The 14,132-nt window shown below is 36.8% G+C and carries 12 protein-coding genes; 6 read left to right on the plus strand and 6 right to left on the minus strand.

From position 1 onward, the window contains the following. Together EV694_RS02300 and EV694_RS02305 are read right to left on the minus strand one after the other, a co-directional pair. Complete coding sequence (locus tag EV694_RS02300) at window positions 1-1,680, minus strand: sulfatase-like hydrolase/transferase (protein WP_207859773.1); 1,680 nt, start codon at window positions 1,678-1,680, stop codon at window positions 1-3. 556 nt (window positions 1,681-2,236) lie between these two features. Next, a complete protein-coding gene (locus EV694_RS02305) occupies window positions 2,237-3,163 on the minus strand; it encodes a LysR family transcriptional regulator (RefSeq protein WP_132688707.1) in 927 nt (308 codons plus the stop codon). A gap of 230 nt (window positions 3,164-3,393) precedes the next feature. Between EV694_RS02305 and metE the strand changes: the two genes are divergently transcribed. Further along, window positions 3,394-5,679, plus strand: a complete 2,286-nt coding sequence (gene metE / locus EV694_RS02310; RefSeq protein ID WP_132688710.1) for a 5-methyltetrahydropteroyltriglutamate--homocysteine S-methyltransferase — start codon at window positions 3,394-3,396, stop codon at window positions 5,677-5,679. Between the two features lie 71 nt (window positions 5,680-5,750). Here metE and EV694_RS02315 read toward each other — a convergent pair whose 3' ends face one another. Further along, the gene (locus EV694_RS02315) at window positions 5,751-6,548 is read right to left on the minus strand and encodes a hypothetical protein (RefSeq protein WP_132688712.1); all 798 of its coding nucleotides are present in this window, start codon (window positions 6,546-6,548) and stop codon (window positions 5,751-5,753) included. A 190-nt stretch (window positions 6,549-6,738) separates the two neighbouring features. On the opposite strand from EV694_RS02315, the gene gloA reads away from it, so the two are divergent. The 3 genes from gloA to EV694_RS02330 all read left to right on the plus strand — a co-directional run bounded on the left by gloA (window position 6,739) and on the right by EV694_RS02330 (window position 9,408). Then, window positions 6,739-7,146 (plus strand): lactoylglutathione lyase, encoded by a 408-nt coding sequence (gene gloA / locus EV694_RS02320; protein ID WP_132689195.1) that lies wholly within the window; start codon window positions 6,739-6,741, stop codon window positions 7,144-7,146. A 115-nt stretch (window positions 7,147-7,261) separates the two neighbouring features. Further along, complete coding sequence (gene rnt / locus EV694_RS02325) at window positions 7,262-7,897, plus strand: ribonuclease T (protein WP_132688715.1); 636 nt, start codon at window positions 7,262-7,264, stop codon at window positions 7,895-7,897. Between the two features lie 155 nt (window positions 7,898-8,052). Continuing rightward, window positions 8,053-9,408, plus strand: a complete 1,356-nt coding sequence (locus EV694_RS02330) for a Na+/H+ antiporter family protein (RefSeq protein ID WP_132688718.1) — start codon at window positions 8,053-8,055, stop codon at window positions 9,406-9,408. Window positions 9,409-9,568: 160 nt separating this feature from the next. On the opposite strand, the gene EV694_RS02335 is transcribed toward EV694_RS02330, so the two are convergent. Next, window positions 9,569-10,060: a helicase gene (locus EV694_RS02335; RefSeq protein ID WP_132688720.1), complete on the minus strand. Its 492-nt coding sequence runs from the start codon at window positions 10,058-10,060 to the stop codon at window positions 9,569-9,571. 96 nt (window positions 10,061-10,156) lie between these two features. Next, window positions 10,157-11,536 (minus strand): murein DD-endopeptidase MepM, encoded by a 1,380-nt coding sequence (gene mepM / locus EV694_RS02340; RefSeq protein WP_132688722.1) that lies wholly within the window; start codon window positions 11,534-11,536, stop codon window positions 10,157-10,159. A 204-nt stretch (window positions 11,537-11,740) separates the two neighbouring features. On the opposite strand from mepM, the gene znuC reads away from it, so the two are divergent. After that, window positions 11,741-12,556, plus strand: coding sequence for a zinc ABC transporter ATP-binding protein ZnuC (gene znuC / locus EV694_RS02345; RefSeq protein WP_132688725.1), 816 nt, complete (start codon window positions 11,741-11,743; stop codon window positions 12,554-12,556). 1 nt (window position 12,557) lies between these two features. Beyond that, window positions 12,558-13,343: a zinc ABC transporter permease subunit ZnuB gene (gene znuB, locus EV694_RS02350; protein ID WP_132688727.1), complete on the plus strand. Its 786-nt coding sequence runs from the start codon at window positions 12,558-12,560 to the stop codon at window positions 13,341-13,343. A gap of 275 nt (window positions 13,344-13,618) precedes the next feature. Here the strand turns inward: znuB and EV694_RS02355 are convergent, their stop codons facing one another. Next, window positions 13,619-14,089: a hypothetical protein gene (locus EV694_RS02355; protein ID WP_132688729.1), complete on the minus strand. Its 471-nt coding sequence runs from the start codon at window positions 14,087-14,089 to the stop codon at window positions 13,619-13,621. Window positions 14,090-14,132 lie beyond the last annotated feature (43 nt).

Raw genomic sequence — 14,132 nt, forward strand, 5'->3', positions numbered from 1 at the left:
TTATTCTGTTGCTTTTAATAATGCTTCATATTTAGGCACGTTATTATCCGTATTTGGTTTTTGTGCGGTGCGTAAATATTCATTCATTTTCGCTTTAAGACGTTTTACCACTTCTGGATTGTCTTTAGACACTTCTTTTAATTCGCCAACATCGCTGTTTTTGAATAATTCAATTTTTTGATCGCCAATCCAGTAATGTAATGTCCAGTCTTTATCACGCACTGTCCAAGTAAATTTAGATAATTTTTCCATATATGGGTTATCTGGATAATCATCGGATTTACTGGTGATATATTTGAAGTAATTGTGCCAGAATGGGATATTCACTGGATCCCAGTGGAATGCACGAGGTTGTGCCCAATAAAGATATGGGTGTGGTTCGCCTTTATCTTCGCCTTTAATAAATGGAATAAGGTTTACCCCATCAAGTTTTTTGCTCAATTCTTCTGGCACAGGAATTTCAGCCGCAGCAAGTGCGGTTACCATAAAGTCTGTGGCAGAAACCATTTTGTTATAGTCTTGTGGTTTGAATTGAGCTGGCCAGCTTGCAAACATTGGGGTGCGTACACCGCCTTGTTGCGTTTCGCCTTTATAACCTTTTAACACACCGTTCATCGGCATTGGCGAATCCACTACCGCTCCGTTGTCTGAAGTGAAGAAAATTAAGGTATTTTGATCTTTACCTTGTTTTTTCAATTCTTCTAGGATACGTTTTACCCCTTGATCCACCGCATAGACAGAAGCGTAGTAGTTATCCACTTCTGAATTACCTGTGTTAAAGATTTGATATTCTTTTGGTGCAGGTTGTTCTAATGGAATATGTGGTGCGTTATAAGCAAGATAAATAAAGGCTGGTTTATCGCCAGCTTCTTTTAAGCGTTCAATGGCTTTGTCAGTGAATTGATCCGTGACATAGCCCACCGCAGGGGTTCTTTCACGATTTTCAAATAATGATGGTGAATCATAATAAGAAACCCCTGAGGCGTGGAAACCAAAGAAGTAATCAAAACCACGAGCTTGAGGTTGGAATGGTGCATCACAATAAGTGGTAAAGTTATCGTGATAATCACGGGTTTGTTTTTCTTTTGGCACAGGCACGTTAGTAATACGGCATAAATGCCATTTACCAATAGCTGAGGTTTCATAGCCATAATCTTGGAATAATTCTGCTAAGAAGGTTTCATCAGCAGATACACCGTCCTGTGCGTCATCATTACTATAAATACCATAACGTGCAGGGAAACGTGAACTCATCATTGCCGCTCTTGATGGGCCACTCACACCGTGAGCCACGAAACCTTGTGATAATTTCACGCCATTGTCTTGTAAACTACGCAAGGTTGGGGTGGATTTTTTCGCCGCATCAATGGCTTTGTCAAGGGCGACTTGATAACGTTCAGGCACTTCACGATCTTTTAATACTTCTTTGTTGAATTGTGCATCGTCATAGTTAAGCTGACCATAACCTAAATCATCAACAGAAATAAGAATGATGTTTGGCTTGCCTTTGAGACTATATTCTGTTGGCACAAAAGACTGGTTAAACGCCACATTGGTCGCTGTTCCTTTGTCTTTGACATTATCGCCATAAACCGTCCCTGAGGTCGTCGCAAGTACAGTAGCCACAGCAACGGATAATTTTGTTTTAGTAAGCATTGCTAACACCTTAATTGTTGTCATATTAAACACAAATATGACATAAATTTAGATGATTAAAATAAAACATCAGATTAACAATGTAAGCCACTTCATTTGAAACCAAAGATCGCTCAATGAGCTTGAGAGGGAAGTAAGCAAAATTACTATAACTATAAGAAAAACCTATACCGAATAATAATAGCCAATCGTAGCAATATTAACGTATAACAGTATGACAACCTGCTTTATATCGTATTCTTTTAGGAATAACGGCTCGATACGAATATCTCACTGAAAAAATCACGCCTTGATTACGATAAAACCAACAATGAGCAAAAGAACATATAATATTCATTCATTGTAAGCCATTTATACTTACATTTTTCCCACTAAAATGAAGTAAAACTCACATTATGAAATTTATATGAAGTTAATTTTATATTCAATAATTAATGATCAATTCTGTGAACAACATCACTATTTTATAATTATTTTACAGAAAAAATTAATTAGACTGACTAAAATATCATCACATTAATTTAAAATAAGCTAAAAAAATTTGGCAAAAAAGCACCGCACTTGGTGCTTATATTCGGGGCTAAGAAAGGGGTAATAAATCAGGCAATGTTGAAAAACTTTGCGATTTTACCGTTTGATAAAAATCCTCAATAAAGGCAATCTCGGCATCAATTTCACGAAAAGCTGCGTATAAGTTACTGTATAACCCTTGCTCTGTAATTTTTCTGGCGACCACATAACCTCGCTCCAAATAGGGTTTTACCGCCCAATAAGGCAAAGCCGCAACACCACGTTTACTGGCAACCAATTGGATTATAGCAATGGTTAATTCGCTAGTTCGCCTTGTAGGATTAATCCCTTTAGGGTGCAAAACTTTACGCAATAGATCCAACATATCATCAGGCACAGGATAAGTAATTAAGGTTTCGTCAATAAAATCTTCTGCTTGCCAAATCTCTTTTTGTGCCAAAGGATGATCCTTAGAACAAATTCCCACCATTTCATAAGAAAACAAAGGCTTATGCACAATGCCTGCGGTTTCTTCAATCTCCGCAACCACTGCCCAATCAGCACGATAAGTTAATAATAATCCTAAGGTATCCGTATGAAACCCTGAAACAATATCTAATTCCACTAATGGCCAATGCTGACGAAAAGAATCCATCGCAGGCATTAACCAATCAAAACAGGTATGACATTCCACCGCAATGCGTAATTCGCCCGCTTCGCCTTGTTTTACCCGAGTTAAATCACGTTCAGCCTCGATCACTTTCGGCAAAATATCATAAGCTAATTGGATCAACCGCTCCCCTGCTGCGGTAAAACGCAAAGGCTGGGTTTTGCGTTCAAACAGGGTTAAACCATATTGATCTTCTAATAATTTGATTTGGTGAGAAAGTGCGGATTGGGTGAGGTAAACACGCTTCGCCGCTAAAGAAACACTGCCTGTTTCTTTTAACGCGACCAAGGTTTTTAAATGTCTTAATTCTAAGAAAATGGGTTTCATAAAGGTCAATGATTGGGAAAATAATTCAAATTTGGCACTATTATACCCTAGTCATCAAGGGAACTGTACGGCTTTACCATGAGAATATTAAAAAAATTCATAGAAAACGTGAAAATAATGAGATTGCATAATTAGCTTAAATCAGTCATTCTGTTGCCAACAAAACAAATAGCCGTCTAAATGGCTAGACTGAACAATCAATGTATTAACGTTTTATAAGGAGTGTACCTATGACAACATTACATTTTTCTGGTTTTCCTCGTGTTGGTGCTAAACGTGAATTAAAATTTGCCCAAGAACGTTATTGGCGTGGCGAAGTGGCAGAACAAGATTTATTAGATATTGCCAAAGCATTACGTGAAAAAAATTGGCGTCATCAGGCAGAAGCCAATGCCGATTTCGTCGCCGTGGGCGATTTCACTTTCTATGATCATATCCTTGATTTACAAGTGGCAACAGGGGCAATCCCTGCTCGTTTTGGCTTTGATAGCCAACAATTAACCCTTGATCAATATTTCCAATTAGCTCGTGGTAACAAAACCCAATTTGCCATTGAAATGACGAAATGGTTTGACACTAACTACCATTATTTAGTACCTGAGTTTGCAGTAGATACAGAATTTAAAGCTAATCCAACCCATTATGTGAACCAACTTAAAGAAGCACAAGCGCAAGGTCATCAAGCCAAGCCTACGATTGTCGGCCCATTAACTTTCCTCTGGTTAGGGAAAGAAAAAGGCTCAACTTTTGACCGTTTAAGCCTCTTAAATAAATTAATCCCTGTTTATGTGGAAATCCTTAACGCCTTAGCTAACCAAGGAGCAACTTGGATTCAAATTGATGAACCTGCCTTAGCCCTAGATTTACCACAAGAATGGTTAAATGCTTATGCGGATACCTATGCTCAATTAAAACAAGCCGTTAAGGCTAACTTGCTTTTCGCGACTTACTTTGGTTCAGTGGCAGAACACGCTGATTTATTAAAATCTTTACCTGTTGACGGCTTACATATTGATTTAGTGCGTGCTCCTGAGCAACTTGCCCAATTTAAAGATTACGATAAAGTGCTTTCTGTTGGTGTGATTGATGGACGTAATATTTGGCGTGCAAATTTAAATAAAGTTTTAGACGTTCTTGAGCCATTAAAAGCCCAACTCGGCGACAGATTATGGATTTCAAGCTCTTGTTCATTATTACATTCGCCATACGATTTAAGCGTTGAAACCCAGTTACAAGCCAATAATCCAGATTTATACTCTTGGTTAGCCTTTACCTTACAAAAAGCAGACGAGCTTCGTTTATTAAAAACAGCCTTAGATCAAGGGCGTTCAGCAGTGCAAGCAGAATTAGATGCAAGCCAAGCCGCAGCTGATTCTCGTGCCAATAGCAAAGTAATCCATAAACCAGAGGTGGCAACACGTTTAGCCAACCTGCCTGCGAATGCGGATCAACGTCAATCCCCTTATGCAGAACGTATCAAAGTACAACACGATTGGTTAAAATTACCATTATTACCAACTACCAACATTGGTTCTTTCCCACAAACCTTAGAAATTCGCCAAGCTCGTGCCAAATTCAAAAAAGGCGATCTTTCAGCCGCTGACTATGAAACTGCAATGAAAAAAGAAATTGCTTATGTGGTGAAAAAACAAGAAGAATTAGATTTAGATGTGTTAGTGCATGGCGAAGCAGAACGTAACGATATGGTGGAATACTTCGGTGAATTACTTGACGGTTTTGCCTTCACCAAATTTGGTTGGGTACAAAGCTATGGCTCACGTTGCGTTAAACCACCAGTAATTTTCGGTAATGTAACTCGTCCAGAACCGATGACAGTCGCTTGGTCAACTTATGCCCAAAGCCTTACCAACAAAGTAATGAAAGGTATGTTGACAGGGCCTGTTACCATTCTCCAATGGTCATTTGTGCGTAACGACATCAGTCGTGAAACCGTCTGTAAACAAATTGCGTTAGCTTTAAATGATGAAGTCTTAGACCTTGAAAAAGCAGGCATTAAAGTGATTCAAATTGACGAACCTGCGATTCGTGAAGGCTTACCGCTTAAACGTGCAGATTGGGCAAGCTATTTGAAATGGGCTGGCGAAGCATTTCGTTTATCTTCTTACGGCTGTGCGGACACCACACAAATCCATACACATATGTGTTACTCTGAATTTAACGATATTTTACCTGCTATCGCCGATTTAGATGCTGACGTAATTACCATTGAAACTTCACGTTCAGATATGGAATTATTAACCGCATTCGCTGACTTCAAATATCCAAACGATATTGGTCCAGGGGTTTACGATATTCACAGCCCACGTGTACCAGAACAAAGCGAAATCGAGCATTTACTGCGTAAAGCCCTTGACGTTATCCCAGCAGAACGCCTATGGGTCAACCCAGACTGTGGCTTAAAAACTCGTGCATGGCCTGAAACCCTAGCCGCACTAGAAAATATGGTCTCAGTAACCAAAAAATTAAGAGCAGAATTAGCTGAAAAAGCAAAATAAAAATTTTTCTAAAAACCACCGCACTTTGATGTGCGGTGTTTTTTTATCTATTATACTCATTAATCTTTCAATTAAACCATCGCCAATATCGGCAAACAAACACTGATTTCTAACATAAGCAATAATGCAATATTATTTAATCGTTTTTTATACCAAATAGGGTACGCCCAGAATACCAACAACACCAAATGTAAAATAAAATAAAGAGCATAATATAACATCACATCAGCGAATTCATTTTGATAGAGCCATAACATAACCAATGCAAATATGGCATTAACAATAAGAGCAAAAATTGCGATTAGGGGCAATAATGCAATAAAATTTTGCAAACGATTTTTACTTAATATGAGTAAAAAATAAGCCAAAATAATCCCTATGCCAAGTTGGCTAAATGGGCTAAATTGTAGCCAAGTTACCCTAGGCAAATAGCTTAACAACCAAAAATAAATTATTCCCCCTAGACCAAGTGCAATAACCCCGATAAAAAGCAAACTATGCCGTAGTTTTTCTTGTTGTGGTTGTCCCCAGACGCTAATACAGGCAATCATGCCACAAATGGCCATAATATCCATAAGAATATAATGATAATTAGAAAATAAACTTAGGCAAAACCAAATTCCCCAAAACAAGGCGAAAATAAAATTAAGCTGTACCAATCGTCCACGTTGTCCCGGACAAATTTCACCGCGTAAATACACGATTTGACACACAAATTGTGCAATAAAGATGGCAAAGCTAAAGTGAGAGATCGCACGGAAAAAACTGTATCCCTCAAACATTGCGACCATATCAATTGTCAATAAAAATAGCAGGGGAAGTAAGGCATAAAGTGCGGTTGAAAATAAAAAAGTTTTTTGTTCTGACATAATTTATCCAATAATAAATGATTTATAAGGCAGATTATGCCATAATTTCCTTTCATTTAGTTGTTTCAATTAAAAATAAGACAAGACGGCACTCCGAAAACAGTGCAAAGCGTACAACGAGGCGTGCCAACGCCATATTATTTTAAAGTGGAACGACTATACTTAACGCTAATGAAAAAAGGAAATTATGATGAGACTATTACATACTATGATTCGTGTTGGAGATTTACAACGTTCTATCGACTTTTATCGTGATGTGTTAGGAATGCGTTTATTGCGTACCAGTGAAAACCCTGAATACAAATATTCGTTAGCTTTTTTAGGCTATGACGATGAAGATAAAGCCTCTGTGCTTGAATTAACTTATAACTGGGGCGTAACGGAATATGATTTAGGTTCTGGTTATGGGCATATTGCTATCGGCTGTGATGATATTTATGCCACTTGTGAAGCAGTTCGCCAAGCAGGCGGCAAGGTGACACGTGAGCCGGGCCCAGTCAAAGGGGGATCAACAGTGATTGCCTTTGTGGAAGATCCTGATGGTTATAAGATCGAATTTATTGAAAATAAAAGTGCCAAGGCAGGCTTGGGCAATTAAGATCCCATAAAAGTGCGGTAGATAATTGATCTCTTTTTATTGATAACGTGGAATTGTTAATCGATTAAACGACTAAACACCATCGATTAGCAATTCCTTAATGTATGACCAAATTATGACAAAAGAACAAACAACGGATTTCAAACTTCTCAAAAACCGTTTTCGTGGCTATTTACCTGTTATTATTGATGTAGAAACCTCAGGCTTAAATGCCCAAACCGATGCGTTATTAGAATTAGCAGCGATTACGGTCAAAATGGACGAAAATGGCTTACTTCAACCTGATAAAAAATGTCATTTCCATATCCAGCCCTTTGAAGGGGCAAATATCAATCCTGAATCCTTAAAAGTCAATGGTATTGATATTCATAATCCCTTGCGTGGCGCAGTACCAGAACAACAAGCCATCACTGAACTCTTTAAAATGGTACGCCGAGCACAAAAAGACGCAGAATGTCAACGTTCGATCATTGTTGCCCATAATGCCGCCTTTGATCAGAGCTTTCTTATGGCTGCAGTAGAAAGAACAGGTGTAAAACGCAATCCTTTCCACCCTTTTGCCACCTTTGATACGGCAACATTAAGCGGTTTTATGTTTGGGCAAACCGTATTAGTCAAAGCCTGTCAAGCTGCCAATATTGTCTTTGATGGCAAACAAGCACATTCCGCTCTCTATGACACAGAGCGTACAACGGAACTCTTTTGTTATATGGTAAATCGTTTAAAAGCCTTAGGTGGGTTTCCTTTGTGACAATAAATGATAAAGTGCGGTTTCTTTTAGAAAAATTTTATCTACTCTTGATAACAATAAAATAATAAAAATTGCACAAACAACTAGACAATCCAATAATTTTCGGTAAATTGGATAACCTTTCATTTATCAATAACCTTGAGCAGGAGAAATTTATGTTATTCACCAATGAAGTGGTGATATCCATTATTGTATTACTCATACTCAGCTTGCTACGCATTAATGTCGTGATTTCGTTGATTATTTCTGCATTAGTCGCTGGATTATGTGGTAACTTAGGACTATCTGATACCATTAAAACCTTTACAGGGGGATTAGGTGGCGGTGCGGAAGTGGCAATGAACTACGCCATTTTAGGAGCATTTGCTGTGGCAATTTCTAAATCGGGTATTACGGATTTACTTGCCTATAAAGTGATAAAAAAACTTGGAAACACACCAAATAGTCGCACCTTATTTTGGTTCAAATATTTTATTTTAGCAATTTTATTGCTTTTCTCCATTTCGTCACAAAATCTTTTACCTGTACATATTGCCTTTATTCCAATAGTCGTACCGCCACTACTCAGTATTTTCAATAAACTCAAAATAGACCGCCGAGCAGTGGCTTGTGTACTGACTTTCGGATTAACCGCCACCTATATGTTATTGCCCGTAGGATTTGGAAAAATCTTTATTGAAAGCATTTTAATGAAAAATATTAATCAAGCAGGCGAGGCTTTCGGTTTACAAACCAATGTGGCACAAATTTCATTAGCAATGCTTATTCCTGTTATTGGTATGATCTTAGGCTTATTAACTGCGGTATTTATTAGCTATCGTAAACCTCGTGTTTATCAAGTAGCTAGCCCTGAGCCTACCACTGCCGATATTGAAGCGCATATTGCTCAAATTAAACCTTATTACATTTGGGTAAGCATTATTGCGATTGTGGCGACCTTTACCTTGCAATTATTTACTAGCTCAACCATTATTGGCGGTTTAGCAGGGTTAATTATTTTTGCTTTAGGTGGGGTATTTAAATTAAAAGAAAGCAATGATTTATTCCAGCAAGGTTTGCGTTTAATGGCTATGATTGGATTTGTGATGATAGCAGCTTCGGGATTTGCGAATGTGATTAATGCAACAGGAGGCGTGAATGATCTTGTCCAAAGTTTTAGCCAAAACCTGGGGCATAGTAAAGGATTAGCTGCATTTTTAATGCTTTTCATTGGTCTATTAATCACAATGGGAATAGGCTCATCTTTCTCTACGGTACCTATTATTACCTCAATTTATGTGCCTTTATGTATTTCCTTTGGTTTTTCACCTTTAGCGACGGTCTCGATTGTTGGTGTCGCCGCTGCATTGGGAGATGCTGGATCTCCTGCCTCAGATTCTACTTTAGGTCCTACATCAGGCTTAAATGTGGACGGTAAGCACGATCATATTTGGGATTCTGTTGTCCCAACATTTATTCACTATAATATTCCACTGCTAATTTTTGGCTGGATTGCTGCTATGGTGTTGTAAGCTATAAATAAAAATGGTAGGAAATTTCCTACCATTTTTATTTTTGTTTGTTCATCACTACATCACTAATGGTTTTAACGTACCATTCTTTTTAGCTTGTTGATAAGCTTTTTTAAAATTTTGAGCTGCTTGCTTTTTCATTTCGGCAGCAGTAAGTTTTTTAGTCATACTGTATCTCCTTATATGATGGTGTTTTCACAATAAAACAATCTTGGTTACTGCCTAAATCGGTAATTGATTTGAAGTCTAACATAAAATTACTTGGTTTGGCACATAATTTTTTGTACATTCTCACTAATGATGCTCGTTCCCCTACAAAAACATAACAATCGGGTTTAAAGAGTAAGTAATGTTGATATACCGCCTGTTCAAGTTTATTTTTTAATTCTGAAATTTGTTTTTTACCAAACTTATGTTCCAAAGGAGAAGAATATAAATCATTATTATTGTCATCATCAAGGTAATCTTTAACTAAGAATTTTATAGAATAAGTTTGCTGATTAATTAGGTGTTCCGCTATATCTACATCATCATTAAAATAAGACAATGTTTCATCATCTTTTGAAAAAATCACTAAATAAGTAACATTTTCAATGTTAAATTCTGTATAAATATATGTGATGTCATTTTCATTAGTTTCAATAAATTGCATTATTTTTCCTTTCTTTAGCAATTACCACTCTAACTATCTATATATAGTCGTTTCAATTTAAAATGGTAGGAAATTTCCTACCATTTTTTCTGTTTCTTATAATTTCAACTTATCTTCCACACTTTTCGCAACAACTAAGAATTTACGCCGTTCTTGTGTTGCCAAACCACTACTTGTTCCTGGCAATTTAACCGTCATCGGATTTACTGCTCGACCATTAATATGGAATTCATAATGTAAATGAGGGCCTGTTGAACGACCTGTATTACCAGATAATGCTATACGCTCTCCCTTTTTCACTGTTTGTCCTGCTTTCACTAATGGGCGGCTAAGGTGCATATAAACTGTTTTATATTCTCTTGAATGGCGAATAATAATATAACGCCCCGCACCATTAGCTTGGTACGCCACTTTTTCAACAACACCATCAGCAGGTGCAATAATCGGCGTGCCTATTGGCATAGCAAAATCTACCCCTTTATGTGGTGCAATTCGCCCTGTTACAGGGTGGCGGCGATTTGGGTTAAAGTGAGAAGATATTCTTGCTTGTCGTTGCATTGGATAGCGTGCAAATCCTTTATCTAACGTTTCTCCCTTACGATTATAATAGCGGCCATCTTCTGCTTGGATAGCATAATAACTTTTACCTTGGGTAATAATATGAATAGCTTCTACATTACCTTGACCTGTCAATTTATCTTCAATATATTCTCGGGAAATTAAGACCGCAAATTTATCGCCATTACGTAAACGACGCATATTAACTTGCCATTGTAAGGCATTTGATAATTGATTAATTTGGCGCCCATTTAATCCTAATGCTCGTAAACTTTGATCAAACGTATTGGTAATTTCACCCTTCAATACGTCTTTTTTCCAAACACTTTGTTTTTCCAGTATTTCACGCTGATATTGATTATCAACTAATTCATAAATCCGTTCTTCATTGGCTGAAACTAACCAATTCATGTATTCCAATTCATTTTGGTTATTTAAGATCCAGTAAAATTGCTGTCCGGGTTTTAAATTATTTAATTCAGGATATTGGCTGGTGAGTTTACTACTGGCTACCTCATCTAAACCTGATAACGCTAAAATATCTTGCAAGGTATCGCCACTCACCACAACATGACTAAATTGATTCTTAATTCGCCATGCCTGATCCGCCACATCAAACACATCATTAATGGCACTTAACGCATCTTCTGGTAATGCATCCACTTCATCATCTTCATCTAATAATTCATCATCATAAGAGGTTGCACTTTCTGAAGCTGTATTATTAATTTCTGGTTCTGCCGCAAAAGATTTCTCGTTATTTTGTAGGCTAATCTCATTATTTTCATCGGTTAAATCCTGCTGATTTCCCCCTAATAAAATACCTGAAATAATGGACAATAATGCTAAACAAACAATAATAAATTTAATTTGTTTTTTTCTTTTTCGTCTATCTCGAGCTAACTTAACATGTCGCACAATAATAACACCTTATTTTATCTTCTGTTTTCTCTTTTGCGTTATCTTACCTATTCAGGGGCTGCTTTATGTGACAAATAAAATTGATAAAAATTCACAATTATAAAGACAAATGAATAAATAATCATCACTCTTAGAGATAAACTTGTTAATCGAAAAAAAATAAGTTATTTTAACCGCACTTTTAGTCAAAGGCGATGAAAAATGCATATAAATTCTATAAAAATTCCCTTAGTGGAGTTAAAAAATATTCATGTTGTCTTTCAGCAAAAAACGGCACTACAAAATATTAATCTATGTATCTATCCCAATAGCATTACCACCATTGTTGGGCCTAATGGCGGTGGAAAATCCACATTATTAAAAGTCTTGCTAAAACTGATTAAGCCTACTTCAGGAGAGGTAATTCATCATAAAAAATTACGTATAGGCTATGTTCCCCAAAAAATCCATATAGATCCTACCCTCCCTATGACAGTTATGCGTTTTTTAACACTGAATAAAAAACGCACAAAAAAAGAAATACAAGAAAGTCTCACACAACTGTCCATCAGCCACCTAGCAAATAGTAGTATGCAACGCTTATCAGGTGGCGAAATGCAACGGGTATTGTTGGCACGCGCTATTCTAAACAAGCCCAATCTATTAGTACTTGATGAACCCACACAAGGGGTAGACATTAGTGGGCAAATTGAACTTTATCAACTCATTCATCAAACACAAAAACACCTTGATTGTGCGATTTTAATGGTATCTCATGATTTACATTTAGTGATGGCGGATACCAATGAAGTATTATGTATTAACCAGCATATTTGCTGTGCAGGTACCCCAGAAACCATTTCCAACGATCCCAAATTTATTCATATCTTCGGCGATCAATTTTCTAAAAATATTGCCGTTTATACTCATCATCATAATCATAAACATGATTTACATGGCAATGTATGCTGTACGCCTCATTCGCATACACAACAATGCACTCATCAAATAACAACTCAAACTAAAAAGGTTAATTGATATGTTTGATATTCTTTTTCCTGCTTGGCTCACAGGAATTGCACTTTCCTGTATTACAGCCCCCTTAGGTGCATTTGTGGTATGGCGAAAAATGGCTTATTTTGGCGATACCCTCGCCCATTCCGCATTACTAGGCGTGGCGCTTGGGATCTTTCTACAAATCAATCCCTATATTGCCATTCTTATACTGGTACTCCTTTTAGCGATCATTATGGTATGGTTAGAAAACCATAACCAATACTCCGTTGACACCATACTGGGGATTATTGCTCATAGTTGTCTATCGCTAGGCGTAGTAACTGTGGGATTATTACAAAATGTGCGTATTGATCTTATGGCGTACTTATTTGGCGATTTACTGGCGATTAACTCCCAAGATCTCCTGTATATTGGCTTAGGGGTATTATTGGTGTTTGCCATTTTACTTTATTATTGGAATACCCTTATTGCCGTTACCGTCAGCCCTGAATTAGCACAAGTTGAAGGTATCAACATCAAAAAAATGCAAATTATCCTTATGTTACTTACCGCCCTCACCATCGCATTGAGTATGAAATTTGTTGGGGCGTTAATTATTACCTCTTTACTTATTATTCCAGCTGCCACAGCACGGCGTTTTGCAAATACACCAGAAAAAATGGCAAGTATTGCCATTCTTATCAGTATGTTATCTGTTTCTATGGGGCTACTTCTCTCCGCATGGTATGATACCGCCGCAGGCCCCTCAGTGGTTATTAGTGCCGCGTTGCTTTTTATATTATCCCTAATCAAAAAACCACAATACTAACACTTGCTTAATTATATAATAAAATATATAATGATTTCGCTATTAACAGATAGCATTACCACACTAGCTATAATTCAACCCCCATGAATTATAGCTATTTTTATACTAAACTCGATTTTATTAAATTCTCTATATTATGTATTCTAATGTTCATAAAAAATGGGAAATATGACAAAAACAATATATTTATAGCCATTGTATAAATCCATTTTTCTACAACAGAGAGGAAATCTTAGCCATTTAGCTCTAAACTAAAAAGCTAAGATTTAGAATACTTAGTTTAACCTAATTAATTTTAGCTTTTGATCATCACTAAGATCATTAATAGAAAGAATATTTAAGGCTTGTTGATTAAAATCAGCATAGGCTTCTGTTGGCAATTTATACATTGCACCAGTTAAAGGATCAATAACTAATAGTCCAAGTAATCCACCAAAAATAATATTACCAAAATACCATCCATCTAATGATGCATTTAATGTAATAGTTTGTATTTCTTTTGCATTTTTCTTAAACTCAATAGTATATTGTTCTGCTTTAAAATACCCTGCCCCAGCTTCTAATTCTATACTATCAGGTGTAACGCCTTCAGCAATCTGTTCCCCGGCTCGGTTTGTAATACTATACGCAATACCTTCAGGATTAGAATTAATGGATACAGGGTATTGATGTTTACTGACAATTGTCGCACACCCCGTAGTCAGTAACACAGTAGAAAGCAACGAGATTTTAAAAAGATTTTTCATAGATTTTCCCTTATAATGTATAATAAAACGCACGAAGTTATGT

The organism is Volucribacter psittacicida (genome assembly GCF_004339025.1).
Lineage (GTDB): Bacteria > Pseudomonadota > Gammaproteobacteria > Enterobacterales > Pasteurellaceae > Volucribacter > Volucribacter psittacicida.